Below are 18,322 nucleotides of genomic sequence, written 5' to 3'. Positions count from 1 at the left end.
GCTCGGACGGAGGTCCCCGGCGACCACCTCGAACGGAGTCGCTAACGAGACCCGTCCGCGCCACTCGCCTGATACCATGAAATCGAAACTAATCGCGCTCACGCTCGCGGTCGTGGCGATAGCGGCCGTCACCGGCGGCGGCATCGTCGCTGCCGACGGCGTGAGCTCCGACTCCCTCGAAGACAGCACCGAAACGAGCGACGATGGCGAGCGACTCACGGCCGACGACTCGTTCGAACTTGACTTCGCCGAAGACGACGTGCAGTCAACCGGAGGCGACACCATCGAAATCGATACCGACGGCGAGTAAGCGACTCCGCCGTCATCGCTCCGAGAGTTCCCGCTTCGACTAATTTTTTTGCGACAATGGGTAGAGAGCCGAGCGAACGACGACGTTTGTGCCGGTGTCGTCGTGGTGGGTCCGAGACGGGTCGCAAGCGGATTGGAGCGTCTCTCGGCGGCGTCTTTACGTGCTTACTCCTCCGAACGCGCAAAAAATGAGACGGCGGGGACGGCTGATTACTCGTCTACCGAAAGGTCGCCCGAGACCGCCCGACTGTTGTCGGAGGGGTTGAGAATCCCGACGGCCGCGCTGTCCTCGGGAATACCCTCAGGAGCTTCGAGACGGTACGTGCCGCTTCCGTTCACCGTGTACCCGTAGAGCGTGTCGGTGCCGGTGTCGAGGAAGCCGATGTCGATGGACAGTTCCGGCGAGTAGCTCAGGTCGAAGTCGTAAAACACGCCCCCGACGATGTCGGGTGCGTCTCCGGCCTTCCCTTCACCGGGAGCCGAGTCGAAGCTGAAGCTCACCGGCCACGTCGCCTGCGTCGTCGCGTCGCCGCCGACGGATTCGACAGTGGCGGCGTCGAGTTGCATCCGCTCGGCTTGGTCCGCAGTGAGCCGTTCGCGGTCGGACGCGGAGCCGACCCCGCTGGCCAACGCGCCGAGACTGACTGCAGTTATCGCACTATTCCGCACGAACGAACGCCGTGTCTGGTCTGACATGGCATTCATAGTGTTAGAACACTAACTATTAAAGTTTTCTTCTAGAACATTAGTATTAAATTTTCTAGTAAAAAGATAGTATTTAATATGTGTTGTATTTCTATTGTATGGGGGGTGGGAGTTTCGAACGGCGTGTCAGCGCTGGTCAGCCCCGCGCGTCCCGTTCTCCGCATCGGACTCCCCCATCAGTGTGACGGTCTCGACCTCGACGGTCGCCTCCGAGGGCGCGACGGTCACCGCGACCTCCGAGCTTTCGCCGGGCGCTGAGGCGTCCATGTGGACGCGCCCGTCGGGAGCGACACCGACGACTTCGAGCGTCACCGCGCCGGGGTCGTCGAGTCGGGCTCGCAGTTCGCCCATCGCATCGTCGTTCGAAACGAGATTTCGAATCATCTCGTGCTCGGACTCGTTCAGTTCGTCGTTGCGGTCTACGATTTCGAGGTCAGTTTCGGCCCGTTCGCCGTCCGTCGTGTCGGCGTCCGCGAACACGACGGCCCCAGCCCCGAGGGCCGCCACCGTCACGAACGCCGATATCAGTAGCGCATCGCGTTGCATGTCCAGTCTCCGCGTTCGAGCGACGTTCCGACCGCGTCCGGGGGAATCGCCCGAACTGCGTTGAGTACACGTTGCGTGAAAGACCACATAGTCGTTCGTTGGAAACGCCAGCAAAACCGGGTGAAACAGCTGTTTCGGCGGCTTTTCGCCTACAGAAGCGTGATGACGTTACCCATACCGCGCCGCTTGCGTTCGACCAGATTCTTGGTCTCTAAGTTGTCCAGCGTCCGGCTGACCGTCGCCTTCGAGAGGTCGGTCTCCTCGACGATTTCGCTCTGGGGACGAGTGCCGTCGGCTCCGAGCACCGCCTCGTACACTTCGCGTTCGTTGTTCGAGAGCTGTTCCGCGGTGGTTTCCCACTCTTCGAGGCGGGCGTCGGTCGGTTCGACGTTCGTGCGCGCGTTCGGGCCTGCCGCGATGGGTGTTGTCCCTGCCGCGGTCGGTGTCGCCGAGTTCCGGTGAGACGACGCCGACGGTCGCCCCGGTCTCTCGTCCGCGTCGATGTCGAGTCTCGTCTGCGACCGCCGCCAGTCTCCGATTAAGTACATCCCGCTGCCCCCCAGCAGAACCGCCGCCGCGACGAGAACCAGAACGTCTTGATACGTGAACACACCCGCAAACTCGGATATCTCAGTGGTGGTCCCGTCGACCGAGACCACGACCGACGTCGGGCTGATTAGCTGAATCGTGAGAACGAACGACGAGATAACGCAGATGACGGCCGCGAGGAGTCGTTGCCTTCGGAGCGAGCCCAGATCCATATCGAACTGTCCTGCCCAGAAGCTTATAATATCCTCCATTTTTAGCGGTGAAAAACGCGTGAAACGCGTTTGGAACCGGTTTCGAGCGGTTTCACGCCAAACGTATATCCGGTCTTTCGCATAATGTACGGACATGGCCAGCGCGAGCGAAATCGGAATCGTCGTGGGACTCGCAGTTCTCGGGGTCGGATTGGCGGGTCTCGGAGTCGCCGTCGGAGTTACCGCTCCGGCGTCGGACGACCCCGCCTCCGAGTTCGCGTTCGAAGGCGAGAAGCTCACCTACTCTGGCGACGAGACGAACGTGACAATTCTCAACGACACCTCGGCGGTCGAGACCGTCGAGTTCGAAGCCAATCCGGACGCCATCGAGGTCTCCGTCGCGGAAAATCGTCCGCTCTCTGAATCGGAGCGCGACCGAGCGCGGGAAACAGCAGTCGCGAACAGTACCGTTCAGGAACGACTCGACGGCCACGACTACGAGAGTTCCGTCGAGCCGATTCGAAAGTTCGATGCGAACCAAAGCGTGAGCGTGTCGGTCAGCGGGGCGAACGAAACGAGCGCCGGGACGGACGAAAATACGACGACGTTCACCGTTCGCGACGACGAGGAAAATGACTCGGTAATCGCCGAGCGGCCGACGCCGTCGTACGTACCTGACGAAGCAGTCGTCCGATTCGAACACTCGGACGCCGAGGCGTTCTCCGTCGTCGTGGATTTCGATTCCGGAACGGTGTTACGAATTTCGTCGTAGCTACCCCGCCAGCAACTGCGGCCCGAACACCATCAACAGCAGACTCATCAACATCAGCAGTCCGACAGCCGTCGTGACCATCGTGGTTAGCTGTCGGCCCTGGTCGGTCGGGAGCCGCGAGATTATCGCCTCGACGCCCATCCGGAGGATGTGGCCGCCGTCGAGCGGGAACGCCGGGATGCAGTTGAAGAAGCCGAGGTTGAGATTTATCCACCCCGTCCAGAACAGAAGGTTCGCGAGCAGGAACAGCGCGCCGGTCCCGAGGAACGAGAGCGGCCCGCCCTCCGCGACGAAGAAGGCGCTGTTCGACCCGACGAACCCCGCGAAGTTGTACGACGCGCCGAGCGAGACGCTCGAAAACGGGAGCAACAGCACGCCGAACATACCGGTGAGGAACGACGCTATCGGGCCGACGATAGTTCCGCCAGCGAGGGCACCGAAGTCGCCCCCGAGCAGGCCGAGGAACTGCCCCGCGGGGTAGAGCCGAACCCCGAAGCTGTTGAGCGTCACGCCGCTGGTGCCCTCTGCAACGAGGATGCCGACGATTGCACCCCCGTCGTCGCCTTCGCCGAGCGTCACGTCGTAGGAGTCGAGCGTCCCGTTCACGGACGCCTCGACGGTCGCGGTGTCGCCGGGGTCGTACCGGTCGAGGGTGTCGCTCAGGTCCGACCCGTTGAGGACGCGCTCGCCGTCGATTTCGGTGATGACGACCGACTCGCCCGCCGGGAGTCCGGCGTCGTCGCCGGGTCCGTCGGCTTGCACCGTCGCCAGTGCGCCGACCGCCCCGGTTTCCGACCCGCCCGAGTCGTTCGTTATGGTCGCCAGCTTCCGGTCGGCGACCGCCTGCCGGAACGCCTCTTCGGTGCGGACCTCGGTGCCGTTGACCGCCGCGATGGTCGTGGGATTTTCGGGGTCAACCGAGAGTATCGACTCGAACGGCGAGTCGGGGTGGAAGTCGGTCACGAGGAGCGACCGTTCCAGTTCCCGGGTGTCGCCGCCAGCGAGCGTCACCGAGACGGTTTCGTCGCCCGACCGGGAGAGCGCGGCGTCGAGGTCGGCGTTCGACTCGATGGAGGTGTCGCCGACTTGGACGATTCTGTCGCCCGCGTCGAGGCCGGCGTTCTCCGCGGCCGACCCGGGCATGACCCCGCCCACCGCCGCACCCGGTGCGACGCCGATAGAGCCGACGACCGGGCCGAAGAGCGCGAGGAACACCACCAGCGTGACCGCGAAGTTGTTGGTGACGCCCGCCGCGAACATCCGACTCTGGCCCCCGCGGTCGGTGTCTCGGCGGTTGTCCTCGTCGGGTTCCACGAACGCGCCGATGGGGAGAATCGCCAGCGCCGCCAACCCCATCGACTTGATTTCGATGTCCTCGACTCGGCACATCAGACCGTGGCCGCCCTCGTGCACCACGAGACCGACGAGCAGGCCGAACAGGATTTCCGGCGCGACCGACAGCGGGAGGAACTCGTTCACGCCCGGAATCACGAGGACGTTCCGAGGTTGGGTCACGGCAGACGCTGGCGGAGGGTTTCGAATGACGGCGACGGCCTGCAAGACCAACAGCAGGAACGTGCCGACCATCACCACGAGCGCGATGCCGAGACCGAAGTTCCCCCACGCGCGCCAGAATCGCTTCGGCCGAGCGAGCCGGTCCAGAAGCTTCTTGCCGCGCTGGGTGTGGATGGTCAGAATCGGTCCCTGCGTCCCGATGTAGGAGGGGAGGAGGCCGCGCGACTTGAGCGCGAGGACTCCGAACCAGTAGAGCGAGAGACCGATGAGGACCCACACGAGCGTCTCGTTCATCGGGTGAAAGAAAGGACGCGGCGGTCAAATGCGTTTGGGAACGCGGACGGGGACCCGCCGCGGTGTATCGGACTGCGCTGCGGTGTGTCGAACGACTCTGCAATCCGGCGGGCTACTCCGCGGTCTGCCAGTCTTCTTCGAGTTCCTGCTGTTCGGACGACTTGTTCCGGCGCTGGCGAATCTTCCGGGCGGCCGCGACACCGGCGGCGGTTCCGCCGAGAATTGCGAGCCGACGGCCGTACCGTCGGGCGCGACCGCGGCCGCTCGACGCTTCCTCCTCGGTCGATTCGGATTCGGTCTCGGTGGCCGTCTCCGTCGAGTCCGTCTCGGTCTCGACGGTGACGCTTCGTTCTTCTCTGGTGGGCGCTTCTCCTGTTTCGACCCGCTTCAGAGCGGGTTTCTCGAGGTTGAGTTCGATTAGGGCCATAGTAACGCTCCGTTCGGTCGCGCCGACGACGGCTCGTCGGCCGACTTCACACGTCGAGTAACGGCGCAGGTCACTTTGTTATGCTGTCGTTTCCCGACGCTAGTGAGCGCTTACTAGTTGGGTGCGAGCGAAGATGAGCCTTTCGCCAAAAGGGACTTATCCCTCGCGTCGAAGCCGAGCGAGCACGAACTCGCGGTCGAGCTTGGCGAGGAACGGCCCGAGCTTCGGTCCCTGGTCGTCGTCGAAAAAGAGCCGATAGCCGACCGAGAAGAACTCGCCCACGTCGATGTCGTGGCGCTTGGCGGACTCGTAAATCTCGCCCTGAATCTCGTCGGGAGCGTGACCCGCCTCGATGAAGTCGGCGAGTTCGTCGAGCGCGACCTCGGTTTCGGCGTCGAGGTCAACGTCGGGCATCTCGGTTCGCTTGAGGTCGTAGTCGAACTCGTTGCCCGTCCTGCGCGCCCACTCTCTCGCACGCGAGACGCGAGAGAGCGCGAACTCCGTGACCCACTCGGGCGCGTCGTCGGGGACGTGACCTTCCCGGCGCGCGATTTCCTCCCGGAGCGCGGGGTCGTCGGTCATCCCGAGAACCGCGGCGAAGGTGTACGGAAGCCGGATTCGCTCCCGGAAGGTGTCCTCGGCGAGCGCGTCGAGTCGGTCCCGAGAGTCGGCGTCGGTGACGGAGACGCTCGCTCGCTCGGGGTTCGAAATCGGCGCTCCCTCGGCGTCGAACCGCGCGGCCACGGTCGGCCGAATCACGGGCGGGTACGCGGCCGCCGCGATGTCGGCGTCCGTTTCGTCGGCGTCGTCCTCGCCGAAGAACGCCCGCTCGAAGCCGTCGAACTCGTCCACTAACTGGTCGAGATGCTCGATGCTGAAGTCCCGCGCCTTGCTCGGGTCCTTCGTGAAGAAGTACCGGAGGACTTCGGGTTCGAGGAGCTTCAGGGTGTCTTGGACCATGATGACGTGGCCCGACGACGACGAGAACGGCTGGCCGTCGAGCGTGAACCACTCGTAGGCCATCGGCACCGGAGGCACGTCCCCGAAGACGTTCCGGGCGATGTCCGCGCCGCTCGGCCACGAGCCTTCGGCGTGGTCCTTGCCGAACGGTTCGTGGTCCACGCCGAGGACGCGCCACTGGGCGGGCCACTCGAAGCGCCACGGGAGCTTTCCCTCGCGGAACGTGGCGGTGCCCTCGTGACCACAGCCGTCGATGGTCTGGTCGCCAGCCTCCATGTCGGTGCAGACGTACTCGACAGTGCCCGCGTCGAGGTCTACACCCGTCACGGTCTCGGTGATTTTGCCGCACTCCTCGCAGATGGGATTGAACGGAACGTAGTCGCCGTCCACTTTGTCCTGATACTCGCCCAGAACGTCGCGGGCCTGCTCGCGATTTTTGAGCAGATACCGGGTCGCGTCGTCGAACTCGCCCGACTCGTAGAGTTCGGTGTTCGACACCATCTCGACCGGGATGCCGAGCACTTCGGCGCTCCGCTCGATGAGGTTCGAGAAGTGCTCGCCGTACGAGTCACAGCACCCGAACGGGTCGGGAATCGCGGTGTACGGCTTGCCGAGGTTTCGCCCCAAAGCTCCGGCGTTGACCTCGCCCAAGTCCACGACATTGCCGTCGAGGTCCGCCAGCTTTCGCGGGAGTTTCCGGAGCGGGTCGCGGTCGTCGGCGGTGAACACCTGCCGGACCGCTCGGCCTCGCTCGCGGAGGGCCTCGGCGACGAAGTAGCCCCGCACGATTTCGTTCATGTTGCCGAGGTGCGGGACTCCGGACGGCGAGATGCCGCCCTTGATGACGATGGGGTCGTCGGGGTCGCGGTCGGGGTGGTCGTCCACGCGGTCCAGAATCTTTTCGGCGACGGATTCGGCCCAGAACGGGTGGGGTTGGGGTCCCTGCAGGACGTACGGGTCGTCGTCGGGGTGCATCTCGGGGTCGCTCATCGTTCGTCGCTCGCCCAGTAGGTCATCCCGTCGGCGGTGCCCTCGGGGATGATGTCGGTGCCGTCGTGTTCGCCGAACCGGACCGCGTCGGCGATGCGCTCGGGTTCGGTGCCGTCGAGGACGATGGTGCGCACACCCGACCGCTCGATGAGTTTGGCGGCGAGCAGGTCCACCGGGGCGGAACTCCCCGCGGTCATCTCGATGCCCGCGATGACGTCCACGAGTTCGCCCGCGGTGAGTTCGTCGTATCGGGTGGCGTCGTCGGTCTCGTTCGGGTCGTCGCTGAACACGCCGGGGACGCTCGTGGCGTAGACGAGCAGGTCGGCGTTGGTGTACTCCGCGAGGGCCGCGCTCACGGCGTCGGTGGTCTGGCCCGGCGTGACCCCGCCCATAACCGCGATGTCGCCGCGGTGCATCGCGGCCCCCGCCGATTCGTAGTCCTCGGGCGGGCTCGGGGCGGCCCCCTCGCCGAGCGCGGCGATGAGCAGGCGAGCGTTGAGTCGCGTCACGTCGATGCCGATGTCGTCGAGTTCGATTTCGTTCGCGCCGAGGTCGCGCGCCGCACCGATGTACTCGCGGGCGACCCCGCCGCCGCCGACGACGGTTCCGACCGTGCATCCCTCGTCGGCGAGGGACTCGATTACGTCGGCGTGGTCGCTGACCCGCTCGGAGCCGAGGTCCGGCGCGAGGACGCTCCCGCCGATGGAGACGACTACTTTCATTCTGTCGGCGAGTAGCCCGGACGCGGCCTTAAGGGTTGCCAACTTCGGGGACCGGCCCCCGGAACGAGACCGGAGAACTTTCACGCCGGGCCGTCGATTCCCGGACATGGACGAGCGGGCCGCACTCTCGTTGCTCGCCGACCGACTCCCCGCCGCGGGCGACGACGCGGCGGTCGTCGGCGAGCAGGTGCTCACGACCGACATGCTCCACGAGACGACCGACTTCCCCGACGGGACGACCCGGTACGCCGCGGGGTGGCGCGCGGTCGGCGCGTCGCTGTCGGACGTGGCCGCGATGGGTGCCGAGGCGACCGCCGCGGTCGCCGTCTACGCCGTACCCGAGTTCGACGCCGACGAACTCGAAGCGTTCGTCGCAGGCGCGAGCGACGTGTGCGAAGCGGTCGGCGCGTCGTACGTCGGCGGCGATTTGGACGAGAGCCGAGAGTTCACGACCGCGACCACGGCGCTCGGTCGGACCGCCGACCCGGTCCTCCGGTCGGGCGCGAGCGCGGGCGACCTCGCGTGTGTCACGGGCACGCTCGGGCGGAGCGCCGCGGCGCTCCGCCTGTTCGACCGCGGCGAGGTCGAGCGCGCGAACGACCTGTTTCGGTTCGAACCCCGAGTCCGGGCGGGCCAGGCGCTCGCACCCTACGCCACCGCGATGATGGATTCGAGCGACGGACTCGCGCGCTCGCTCCACCAACTCGCGGAGGCGAGCGACTGCGGATTTTCAGTCGAATCAGCGGCGCTCCCGGTGGACGAGGCGGTTCGCGACGTGGCGGAGAACGAGGCGGAAATCAGGGAACTCTCGACGTTCTTCGGTGAGGACTTCGAACTGGTGTTCACGGTGCCGGAGTCGGAACTTGGAAGGGTTCGAGAGGAGTCGCCGACGCCGATCTCGGTGATTGGCGAGGTGACGGCGGACGGTGTAGAGATGGACGGCGAGGAATTGCCCGACCGCGGGTACACGCACGGCGAGTAGTCGAACACCGTCGTGCTACCGACCGTACTCCTTATGGGCGTCCTCGATAGTCATCAAATCGGTCACGCGGACCTCGCCCTCGGCTTCGAGGACGACGTAGAACGCGGTGTACGTTCGGCCGACGTGTATCCGATAGATTTCCTCGTCTTGGGCTTTCAGCTTCTTTTTGTCGCCCTGTCCGCGGCCGGGATACGGATTCGCTTCGAGGTAGCCGAGCGTCTCGGCACAGATTCGCTGGCTCTTCTCGTCGAGGGAAGTGTAGAAGGCCCGTGCCTCCTCACTCAGCAGTATCTCGTAGCTCATCGAGAGACGTTAGCTCCTCCCGGTCGGCTTCGCGGACTTCGCGTGCTCGCTCGGCGAGCCGACGCTCTCGATGCTCCTGAATCAGTTCCGTCAGGAGTTCGTCGAAGGTCTGTCCGGGTTCTTTGAGTTCGTGCAACTCTTTCCATGTGTCTTCGGTCGTGGGGATGCGTTTGTTAGCGGACATTTTTCCTCCCGTACCCCTTGTTTTATGGTCGGAGTACGCGATTCGTGGCCGTGCGTGTCGTTTCTTCGTAGCGTTGTTCGGTCTGAGAGTACAACTCTCGTATCGATACTCGACGCTGTAACTCTGGCACATATTTACAACGCTTACAGGATAAGCCTTCGGGAATCTATCATCTAGACAGAGTCACTTAAGAAGAATCAGAACGACCGCTTTACGCGATTATCTCGATGGGAACCGGCGTAAAACACAGTACGCCGAACACGAACGTCAGGAGTCCGACGAGCTTTCGGCGCGTGTCCAACCCCTCGTCGTCGATGGGTTTTGCCGGGCCGACGTAGGCGACCCACGTCGCGAGCAGGCCCCAGAACACCCAGAGCACCGAGGCGTTGCTGACCTGCTCGACGTAGAAGACGTAGGCCGCGAGACCGAACAGCGCGACCGGGACGAGCGCGGCAACTCGCTCTTGCTGTTCGCCCATCATCGCCCGGACGATGTGACCGCCGTCGAGTTGGCCCACCGGGATGAGGTTCAGGAAGGTGACGAACATCCCGACCCACCCGCCGATGACCACCGGGTTGACCGCCTTTGTGGGGTCGTCGTACACCATCGGCTGGCCCACCGCCCACGCGATGAGTTCGAGCAGGGGCGGATAGCCGAACTCGACTTCGATGGTGTTCGCGCTGTCGATGACCTCGACCGGAACGTCTATCGGTCCCATCAGCAGTCCGATTGCGGTCACGACGATGGTGGCGACGAGTCCCGCAATCGGCCCCGCGACACCGATGTCGAACAGCGCCTCGCGGTCGGGCATCTGGCCTTTCATCCGGATGACCGCGCCCATCGTGCCGATGAGCGTCGGCATCGGGATGAAGTACGGCAGACTGGCTTCCACGCCGTGGTACCGAGTCATCACGTAATGGCCGAGTTCGTGGGTCAGCAGGACGCCGACGACGGCGGCCGCGAACGGCCACGCTTCGAGGAGACCGAGCGGATTCGCGGCGACATCGACGTGGTACCACGCGGCACCGGCGTACAGCGTCGAGACCACCGTCATGACGAACAGCACGACGTTCGTCCACGGAATCCCGTCGATGCCCGTCTCGGCGGGTTCGGCCACGAGGACGTACTCGCCGGTTCTGACACCGAGCGTGACCTCGTAGCCGTTCTCGCGAAACAGCGGCCACACGGTCTTCATGAGCCGCTCCTGAGCCACCAGCGGTTCGCCGTAGTACACCAGTTGCTCGCCCTCTTGGCGAGTCTCGTACACGCGGAACACGGAGCGCAATCGCTCCAGCGACGGACCATCTACGGGCGGGTCGCTCGAACCCATTCGGTACGGGCTACGGTGTCGGCGTTGATAAACCCCGTGACGACGGCGGCGCTCGCACACTCCAGTGCGCGAGCGCCGCCCTCACACCAACAGTCCCGCCTGCAACACCGCGATGAGGACGGTCAGCGTGCCGACGCTCGCGAGCGTGCTGACGAAGATGGCGGTACTGACGTACTCCGGGCCGGACAAGCCCTCCGCGCCCTCGTCGTACTCGATGGATAGGATGAGGGGCGTGACCGCGGCGGGCATCCCAGCTTCGAGGACGAACACCCGCGCGACCGTGGGGTTCTCGCCGAGACCGAGGGCGAGCGCGACGCCGACCGCGACGAGCGGTGCGACCACCAATTTCAGGCCGTTCGAGACGCCGACCCGCGAGAGCGCCGCGCCGTGTCGGGTGTTGGCGAGCTGGATGCCCAAAATCAGGAGCATCACCGGAATCGCCGAGTCGCCGACGAGCCGTATCGTCTCCATCGCGGCGGTGTCGGTCGGCGGGACGACGCCGAGCCATCGCGCGACCCACGCGGCGATGACCGCGTACACGAGCGGGAGTTTGAACACCTCCATCACGGCCCCGCGCGCGGACGTCTCCCCACCGCGCGAGGCGAGGTAGACGCCGACGGTGTACATCAGGAGCGACTGGCTCGCGATGTAGAGCACTGCGGTCGAGCGCCCGACCGCGCCGAAGGCGAACACCGCGAGCGGAATACCGTAGTTGCCCGCGTTCGGGAACGCCGAGGAGAGGACGAGCGCGCCGAGGACGGGTTCGGACTCGCCGAGTAAGCGGCCGACGCCCTCCGCGAGGACGACCATCGCCATGGTGGTCACGATTGCGCCGCCAACCAGTTTCGCGGCGAGACCGCCCGAGAGCGACGACGTCGCGAGACTGTAGAAGACGAGCGCCGGCGTGAGGACGTAGATGGTGATGGTCCCGAGCGGGTCCACGTCGATTTCGCGAGCCTTCCCGAGCAGGAAGCCGACCGCCGCGATGGAGAGGACCGGCAGAATCGCGGTCGTCAGCGCGGAGACGAGTGACACGCTCGGACGGTGTTTCCGGGCGGTTACAAACGTATCGGACGCGGCTATCCGCGACGAAACGAAAGCGAGGGAGAAAGGGACCAATCGGGCGGCACGCGAACCGTTCGACGAGCGATGCGGGGGACCTCGGCGAGGAACCGACTTACGCGGGGGAGACGCGCCACGTGGTCGCGCTCGTGTACGACCACTTCTCGATTTCGAGGTCGGTCGCCGAATCCTTGAGTTTCACCATCAGCGCGCCGATTTCTTTGGCCGAGAGGCCGACCTCGTCCGCGATGAACTTGCTCTTGAAGTACATCTCACCGTCGTCGGCCTTACGCTGGAGGAACTGCTCGAGGCGCTGTTTCTTCGAGTTCGGTTCGGGGGCTTCGGAGGGCTTCGTGGTTGCGCTCATGCCTCATCCACCCATTGGGTACGGGGGGTGTTATAAAGGGCAGACGGTTAGTGTCGTTTTCCGAATATTCGCATCTCGAAGCCGGGTCGATACCGGAAAATGGGCTAAAAGCAACGTTTTACGACGTTTTTTGAGGCCGTTAGATAGTTCAAAAACCATTTTCGCGTTTTCTTTCGCAAAATAGAGGCCCGAGTCAGAACGTCTTGCGAACGACTGACGAGAGCGGGAAACGAACGAGTCGCGGCCCCGGAGCGGACGAGATTCGACCCCGGAGCGGACGAGGCGCGACCCCGAACAGACGAGGCGCGAATCCGGACCGACCGGTCACGACCGCTCGTGGACCCAGAACTGCTCGTCGGTCGTGACTTCCTTTTTGAATATCGGCACTTCGTCCTTGAGGCGGTCGATGCCGTCCTCGACCGTCCGAAACGCCTCTTTTCGGTGTCCCGCGAGCACCACGACGAACACGATGTCCTCGCCGTACTCGATGACGCCGGTCCGGTGGTGCATCACCACCTCGAACACGCCCTCGCGCTCCTCCAACTCGGCGCTGATGGCGTCCATCCGGTCCTCGGCGACCCCCTCGTACTTCTCGAACGCGAGGTACTCGGTGGGTTCGTCGTCGGCGTCCTCCTTCGCGCGGACCCGCCCGGTGAACGTGGCGATGGCTCCCGAGTACGGGGCGTCTTCGGAGCGCTTCGCCTCGGCGACGAGCGATTCGAGCGTCTCGTAGGGTTCGGTGGCGTCGAGGCGCGCTCGAATTTCTGCGGGGTCCACACCGTCGGCGTCGGCCGCTTCGAGGAGCGTCTCGCCCGCGTGGTCCACTTCCTCAGGGCCGGCCCCGACGACCACCTGCGGCACGTCTGCCGCCGGAAAATCAACGAGAATCGCGCGGTCGTACTCCGGCGCGAGGTCGTCGAGAACGTCCGAGAGCGCTCGGTCGCGTCCCGACGCGGTCCACCCGCCGTCCGCGAGTCGGTAGGTCGCGTCCGCCGAGGTTTCGAGTGCGGTCCCGTCGCTCGCGGTCGGGTCGCGCGCGACGACCGCCACGCGACCGTCCTCGCCGAACTCCGCCGCCAAGTCGTCGGCGACCGCCCGCGCTTCGTCGCCGACGACGCCCAGCACGTACATGGACGACTCATGGATCGGGACGCGCTTGTAGCCTTCGATGGGGCGAGAATCCGCGTCTCACGGGGCCGCGAGTGCTCGGACGCCCGGAAGTCCGAGCAGTTGGGAGCGCCACCCGTCGCCGACCGAGAGCAGGAAGGTGCCGTCCTCGGTGACGGCGTACGCCCCCTCGCCGTGGGCGAGCGCGACGATTTCGCTCTCGGTCGGAATCTCGACCGCGCGCCACTCGCCGTCCTCGCGGGCATACAAACCCGACTCGCCAGCCGAATCGCTCACCGATTCGCTCGCTGACTCTCTCGCCGCGTGGGCCCAGTCCGCGCGGTCAGCGCCGCGTCTCGCGGCGCTGACCGCGCGAAAGCCGCCGTCGAGTTCGTCCAGCCAACCGTTTCCGAGCCGGTAGAGACCGTCGCCGGTCGCCGCCAGCGGGACGCCCGCGGCCGACACGTCCCGAACGTCTTCGAGACCGACGTGTTCGAGGCTCGCGGACGCCGATTCGGAGTCGCCCGTCGCCCGGTAGACGCCCGACGCCGTCGCGAGAAAGTCGCCGTCGATGGCGCGCACGTCCGGAAGTTCGCCGATTTCGGTCCACGAATCGTTGGCGTCGGCGTCACCGTCACCGCCGCCGCTACGGAGAATCCGACCGTCTTCCGTAGCCACGAGCAGGTCCGACCCCGCGAATCCGACCGCGACCGCCGGACCCACGCCGAGCGGTTCGAAGCCGTCCCGGCCGCCGACGAGCACGTCCTCGTCGGTGGCGACCGCGACCCGGCCGTCCGCCCCGGCGGCGTCGCGCGCGTCGCACTGGCGTTCGAGTTCGAATCCGCCCACGAGGTCGTCGGAGGTCTCCACGACTGCGATGCCGAACTCACCGACGACGTACACCGGGGCGGTGTCGTCGTCCCCGGCGTACACTCGCTTCTCGTCGATGCTGATTCCCATACGCGAGATTTCGGCGGTGGGGTGGTTAGGCGTTCGGATTCGAAGCCGAGAGTCGGGGTTCGAGACGCCTGTGACGGCGACTCGACACGAGAGAGCCCGCTCCGGAATGCCTTTTGTTCCCCGGTCCTCACGCTCGCACATGAAGGTATTTGGGTCGAGCGGAACGAGGGGGGTCGCAAACGAGGAACTCACCCCCGAGTTCGCGCTGAAAGTCGCGAAGGCCGCCGGGACGGTGTGGCGGGCCGACCGCGTGGCAGTCGCCCGCGACACCCGCGCGACCGGGCGGATGCTCGCCGACGCCGCCGCGAGCGGTCTCGCCAGCGTGGGCGCGGACGTGGACCGCCTCGGAATCGTTCCCACGCCAGGCGCGCAAGCGTACGCCGAGCGCGAGGCCACGCCGGTCGTTATGATAACCGCCTCCCACAATCCGCCCGAGTACAACGGCATCAAGCTAATCGGTGCCGACGGCGTCGAACTCGTGGTCTCCGATTTGGAGCGCATCGAACAGAAGTTCCTGACCGAGCAGTTCGACTCGGTCCGGTGGAGCGAAACGGGCGGCAGCCGACGCGTCGAGGGCGCACGCCGGGCGTACGTCGAGGGACTTCTCGCGGCGGTGGACCGCGAGAAAATCTCGGGTGCCGACCTCACCGTGGCGCTCGACCCCGGCCACGGCGCGGGGTCGCTCACCAGCCCGGAGTTCTTCCGAAAGCTCGGCTGTCGGGTCGTGACCGCCAACAGCCAGCCCGACGGCCACTTCCCCGGCCGGGAGCCCGAACCCGTCCCCGAGAACCTCGGCGACCTGGGCCGACTGGTCGCCGCCACCGACGCCGACGTCGGAATCGCCCACGACGGCGACGCAGACCGCGCAATCTTCTACGACGAGAACGGCAAGTACGTCGAGGGCGACGCCACGCTCGCGGCGCTGGCGGCCGCCGAACTCGAACCCGGCGACTCGGTGGTCTCGGCGGTCAACGTCTCCCAGCGACTCGTGGACGTGGCCGACGACCGGGGCGCGACGCTCGAACTCACGCCCATCGGTTCGACTAACCTCATCACCCGAATCGAGGAGCTTCAGAGCGAGGGCGAGTCGGTCCCGGTCGCGGGCGAGGGCAACGGCGGCATCTTCTTCCCCGGCTACCTGCTCGCCCGCGACGGCGCGTACACCGCGGCGAAGTTCCTCGAACTCCTCGCCGACCGCTCGGCGAGCGAAGTCGTCGCGCCCTACGGCGGCTACCACAACGTCCGGGTCAACATCGGCTACGACACCGACGCCGAGCGCGACGCACTGCTCGACGCCGCCGAGCGCGAGGCCGAGGAGAGCGACGCCGAGATGACGACCCTCGACGGATACCGATTCGACTACGGCGACGCGTGGGTGCTGGCCCGACCGAGCGGCACCGAGCCGATGGTCCGGATTTACGCCGAGGCTCGCGAGGAGAGTTGGGCGACGGAGTTAGCCCAAGCGATGGAAGAGAAACTGCTGGAAGCGAAGGCGGAAGTGTAGTTTTCGCCCGGCGATTCCGTCGCGACTACCGGTCGGGATACGCTTCGAGCGAATCCTCCAGCGCGGAGATTCGCGCCTTCAAATCCTCGATTTCCGCGGTCACCTCCCCGTTCTCGACCTTCTCTCGCTCCGCGTCGGATAGCTGCGCTTCGGCCTCCGCCGCGGTTCGAAGCCGTTCGAAGCGCGCCTCGTCGTGGACGGCACGCTGTACCTCCCGCAGGTCGGCCACCACCGCCTCCGGGGCGAACCGGCCGACGACCGAGACCAGTTCCTCGACGCGCCACTTCAGGTCGGTCGCGGACCGCGGCGGCCAGTCGAGTTCGAGCGGGTCGGCGTCGAGGCGTTCGAGATACGTCTCGTTGGTCGCGACCGCGCGCTTGAGCGCGCCGGGGTCGCCGACGTAGTGGGAGAGCTTCGAGTTCGAGTAGCGAGCGTATTTGAGCAGTTTCGTGAGCGGTTCCTCGCCGACCTCGCGGTTCTCGACGTACTCGCGAAGATTCTCGGGCGGGCGGTCGAACTCGACCAGCGGGTAGCTCCGAGTCGTCGCCACGAAGTCGAGGACCGCGCGGGCGCTCGACTCGCGCCGGAACTCGGCGAACGCCTCGTTCACGGCGTCGTTGTACGATTCGATGGGGTCTCGAATCTCCTCGACCGGTGCGTCGAGGTCGGCCGCCCCGAGTTCGACCAGTCGCTCGCGGTCTGCGAGGTCCGCCTCGGCGGCTTCGAGCGCGCGGTGAGTTTCCTTCAGGCGCTTTCGGTAACGCGAGCGCGCTTCCCGGCGGTCGTCGAGCAGGTCCGCGACCCCTTTCGCGGGTTCGAGGTCGTCGCGAGCGCGCTCGAAGTCGGACTCGTTGAGCCGATTCTTGTCGACCCGGTCGCCCGCCGCCTCGAAGGCGTCGCGTGCGGGCAGGTCGTCGTCGAGGCCCTCGACGAGCGAACTGAACTTCGATTTGAACTCCACGAACTTCTGGAAGTTCGACCGGCCGGTACCGGTCGCCTGCGCCTCGTAGCGCGCGAGCAGCGTGGTCGCGCGGTCGTACGCGTCCGCGACGGCTTCGACGTTCTCCTCGCCGTGAGACTCGATTTCCGCCACCACGTCGCGGTAGGCGGCGTCGGCGGCTTCGAGGTCCGCGACAGCGTCGGGCCGGCGGTGGACGTTCTCACTCATACACGTCGTCGGGGTCGAACGCCCGGTCGGCGACCTCCTCGCCGTCGAGCGTCCGGTAGAAACACGTCTCGTAGCCGGTGTGACACGCGCCGCCGCCCTCCTGTTCGACGAGGTAGAGCAGGGCGTCGCCGTCGCAGTCGGCCCGGACCTCCCGAACGCGCTGGACGTGGCCGCTGGTGCCACCCTTCTGCCACAACTCCTCGCGGCTTCGGGAATAGTAGTGGGCCAGTCCGGTCTCGCACGTCTGCTCGACCGCTTCCGGCGTGACGTACGCGAGCATCAGCACTTCGCCGGAGTCGGCGTCCTGTGCAATCGCGGGGATGCGGCCGGTGTCGCCGAAGTCGAGTTCGACTGCGACGTCGGCGTCGTCCACCTCGGCGGTCTGGCTCTCGCTCATTGGCTGGTGGTTCGGCTTTCCCGGCGATATGTCTTGTGTGTCGGCAAGTCGTTATCCCGACCGCGAGCCAATCTCCGCCCGGCCGCTGGTCGCGCTTCGAATCCGGTCTCGGAGCGCCTCTGCCTCCCCGACCGGAACGTCCACCTCGAACGCGACCCGCTCGGCGTAGTCGGCGTCGAACGCCGCGTCGGAGTCCGCGCTTTCGAGAATCCCCCTGACCGTCCCCGAGTCGTCGTACTCCACGACGACCTCGAATCGCTCGCGGGGGCGGCGCTCCACGATTTCGGCGTCGGCGAGCGCGTCCTTGACCGCCCGGGAGTACGACCGCGCGAGACCGCCGACGCCGAGATTCGTCCCGCCGTAGTACCGGGTCACGACCGCGACCACGTTCTCGACGCCCTCCTGCTGGAGGACGTTGAGCGCGGGCTTGCCCGCCGACCCAGTGGGTTCGCCGTCGTCGTCGGCCCACTCCCGAAGCGGGTCCTCCCGAACGCGGTACGTCGGGACGTTGTGGGTCGCGTCGTCGTACTCCGCCCGGATTTCGGCGACGAACGCCTCGGCTTCCTCGCGGTCGGCGACGGGCCGAACGTGGCCGACGAACTCCGACCCGCGAATCTCGAATCTGGCCCGGCCCCGGTCGGCAACGGTCCGGTAGGTGTCCTCGGCGTCGGTCATCGTCGGGGGTTGGCGGGCGAGCGACGAAAAACCGCGGATTTGGCCGCGATGCGTGTTGCGGGATACTGGTGCCGAACCAATCACCGAGCGATAATGAACAGAGAGCTTTCCTCCTTTCTGAATCGCAAGCGGCTACAGAACCAACAACGGCCAGAAAGCCCCCGTCCAGTCGCTCTATGTCGAGGATAACAACAGCATGGACACCTCGAAAGCCCCCGCCCGGTCGCGGTCGCTCCGCGGGATATTTCCGCGCTCTCCACACCGCCCGCGCGGAAATACTGGCCCGCGGAGGCGACTAAAGTG

Annotated in this window: 21 protein-coding genes; 4 read left to right on the top strand and 17 right to left on the bottom strand. The window is 65.9% G+C overall.

Translation table 11 applies throughout. The features are described 5' to 3' along the window. Positions 1 to 76 precede the first annotated feature (76 nt). Entirely contained in the window at positions 77 to 310 is a 234-nt protein-coding gene (locus EKH81_RS04170) for a hypothetical protein (protein WP_132059106.1), read from the top strand. 209 nt (positions 311 to 519) lie between these two features. Here the strand turns inward: EKH81_RS04170 and EKH81_RS04165 are convergent, their stop codons facing one another. From EKH81_RS04165 to EKH81_RS04155, 3 genes are all read right to left on the bottom strand, one after another. Next, positions 520 to 1,005, bottom strand: coding sequence for a twin-arginine translocation signal domain-containing protein (locus EKH81_RS04165; RefSeq protein ID WP_132059105.1), 486 nt, complete (start codon positions 1,003 to 1,005; stop codon positions 520 to 522). A 135-nt stretch (positions 1,006 to 1,140) separates the two neighbouring features. Beyond that, entirely contained in the window at positions 1,141 to 1,560 is a 420-nt protein-coding gene (locus EKH81_RS04160) for a hypothetical protein (protein ID WP_132059104.1), read from the bottom strand. Between the two features lie 149 nt (positions 1,561 to 1,709). Then, positions 1,710 to 2,321 carry a helix-turn-helix transcriptional regulator gene (locus EKH81_RS04155; protein WP_132059103.1) on the bottom strand — a complete coding sequence of 204 codons (612 nt, stop codon included), beginning with the start codon at positions 2,319 to 2,321 and terminating at the stop codon, positions 1,710 to 1,712. A gap of 133 nt (positions 2,322 to 2,454) precedes the next feature. On the opposite strand from EKH81_RS04155, the gene EKH81_RS04150 reads away from it, so the two are divergent. Further along, positions 2,455 to 3,072 carry a hypothetical protein gene (locus tag EKH81_RS04150; RefSeq protein ID WP_132059102.1) on the top strand — a complete coding sequence of 206 codons (618 nt, stop codon included), beginning with the start codon at positions 2,455 to 2,457 and terminating at the stop codon, positions 3,070 to 3,072. On the opposite strand, the gene EKH81_RS04145 is transcribed toward EKH81_RS04150, so the two are convergent. From EKH81_RS04145 to pyrH, 4 genes are all read right to left on the bottom strand, one after another. Then, on the bottom strand, positions 3,073 to 4,881 hold the full coding sequence (locus EKH81_RS04145; RefSeq protein WP_132059101.1) for a site-2 protease family protein: 1,809 nt from the start codon (positions 4,879 to 4,881) through the stop codon (positions 3,073 to 3,075). Between the two features lie 112 nt (positions 4,882 to 4,993). After that, positions 4,994 to 5,308: a hypothetical protein gene (locus EKH81_RS04140; RefSeq protein ID WP_132059100.1), complete on the bottom strand. Its 315-nt coding sequence runs from the start codon at positions 5,306 to 5,308 to the stop codon at positions 4,994 to 4,996. A 156-nt stretch (positions 5,309 to 5,464) separates the two neighbouring features. Continuing rightward, positions 5,465 to 7,258, bottom strand: a complete 1,794-nt coding sequence (gene lysS, locus EKH81_RS04135; RefSeq protein WP_368407695.1) for a lysine--tRNA ligase — start codon at positions 7,256 to 7,258, stop codon at positions 5,465 to 5,467. Further along, a complete protein-coding gene (gene pyrH, locus EKH81_RS04130) occupies positions 7,255 to 7,980 on the bottom strand; it encodes a UMP kinase (RefSeq protein WP_132059099.1) in 726 nt (241 codons plus the stop codon). Before pyrH ends, lysS begins: the two co-directional genes overlap by 4 nt. A gap of 106 nt (positions 7,981 to 8,086) precedes the next feature. Here pyrH and thiL point away from each other — a divergent pair, with 106 nt between their 5' ends. Further along, positions 8,087 to 8,962: a thiamine-phosphate kinase gene (thiL, locus tag EKH81_RS04125; protein WP_132059098.1), complete on the top strand. Its 876-nt coding sequence runs from the start codon at positions 8,087 to 8,089 to the stop codon at positions 8,960 to 8,962. 15 nt (positions 8,963 to 8,977) lie between these two features. On the opposite strand, the gene EKH81_RS04120 is transcribed toward thiL, so the two are convergent. From EKH81_RS04120 to EKH81_RS04090, 7 genes are all read right to left on the bottom strand, one after another. Continuing rightward, a complete protein-coding gene (locus tag EKH81_RS04120; protein ID WP_132059097.1) occupies positions 8,978 to 9,265 on the bottom strand; it encodes a type II toxin-antitoxin system RelE family toxin in 288 nt (95 codons plus the stop codon). After that, the gene (locus tag EKH81_RS04115; RefSeq protein WP_132059096.1) at positions 9,240 to 9,449 is read right to left on the bottom strand and encodes a hypothetical protein; all 210 of its coding nucleotides are present in this window, start codon (positions 9,447 to 9,449) and stop codon (positions 9,240 to 9,242) included. The genes EKH81_RS04120 and EKH81_RS04115 overlap by 26 nt, the downstream gene beginning before the upstream one ends. 211 nt (positions 9,450 to 9,660) lie before the next feature. Next, positions 9,661 to 10,779, bottom strand: coding sequence for a site-2 protease family protein (locus EKH81_RS04110; protein ID WP_132059095.1), 1,119 nt, complete (start codon positions 10,777 to 10,779; stop codon positions 9,661 to 9,663). An 81-nt stretch (positions 10,780 to 10,860) separates the two neighbouring features. Next, entirely contained in the window at positions 10,861 to 11,814 is a 954-nt protein-coding gene (locus EKH81_RS04105; protein WP_132059094.1) for an AEC family transporter, read from the bottom strand. A gap of 142 nt (positions 11,815 to 11,956) precedes the next feature. Then, the gene (locus tag EKH81_RS04100; RefSeq protein WP_132059093.1) at positions 11,957 to 12,208 is read right to left on the bottom strand and encodes a DUF7123 family protein; all 252 of its coding nucleotides are present in this window, start codon (positions 12,206 to 12,208) and stop codon (positions 11,957 to 11,959) included. Positions 12,209 to 12,532: 324 nt separating this feature from the next. After that, the gene (locus tag EKH81_RS04095; protein WP_132059092.1) at positions 12,533 to 13,339 is read right to left on the bottom strand and encodes a molybdopterin synthase; all 807 of its coding nucleotides are present in this window, start codon (positions 13,337 to 13,339) and stop codon (positions 12,533 to 12,535) included. A 57-nt stretch (positions 13,340 to 13,396) separates the two neighbouring features. Continuing rightward, positions 13,397 to 14,275: an HVO_0234 family beta-propeller protein gene (locus EKH81_RS04090; RefSeq protein WP_132059091.1), complete on the bottom strand. Its 879-nt coding sequence runs from the start codon at positions 14,273 to 14,275 to the stop codon at positions 13,397 to 13,399. Between the two features lie 139 nt (positions 14,276 to 14,414). On the opposite strand from EKH81_RS04090, the gene glmM reads away from it, so the two are divergent. Then, positions 14,415 to 15,779 (top strand): phosphoglucosamine mutase, encoded by a 1,365-nt coding sequence (glmM, locus tag EKH81_RS04085; protein WP_132059090.1) that lies wholly within the window; start codon positions 14,415 to 14,417, stop codon positions 15,777 to 15,779. Between the two features lie 25 nt (positions 15,780 to 15,804). Here glmM and EKH81_RS04080 read toward each other — a convergent pair whose 3' ends face one another. Genes EKH81_RS04080 through EKH81_RS04070 form a run of 3 tightly spaced genes read right to left on the bottom strand, consistent with a single transcriptional unit; the run spans position 15,805 to position 18,019 of the window. Continuing rightward, positions 15,805 to 16,947: a DUF7118 family protein gene (locus EKH81_RS04080; protein WP_132059089.1), complete on the bottom strand. Its 1,143-nt coding sequence runs from the start codon at positions 16,945 to 16,947 to the stop codon at positions 15,805 to 15,807. Then, entirely contained in the window at positions 16,940 to 17,344 is a 405-nt protein-coding gene (hisI, locus tag EKH81_RS04075) for a phosphoribosyl-AMP cyclohydrolase (RefSeq protein WP_132059088.1), read from the bottom strand. Before hisI ends, EKH81_RS04080 begins: the two co-directional genes overlap by 8 nt. A 51-nt stretch (positions 17,345 to 17,395) precedes the next feature. Then, on the bottom strand, positions 17,396 to 18,019 hold the full coding sequence (locus tag EKH81_RS04070; protein WP_132059087.1) for an IMPACT family protein: 624 nt from the start codon (positions 18,017 to 18,019) through the stop codon (positions 17,396 to 17,398). Positions 18,020 to 18,322: the final 303 nt, after the last annotated feature.

This window comes from Halorussus amylolyticus (genome assembly GCF_004143485.2).
In the GTDB taxonomy this organism is placed as follows: domain Archaea; phylum Halobacteriota; class Halobacteria; order Halobacteriales; family Haladaptataceae; genus Halorussus; species Halorussus amylolyticus.
This window is presented reverse-complemented; position numbering and strand designations above follow the sequence as displayed.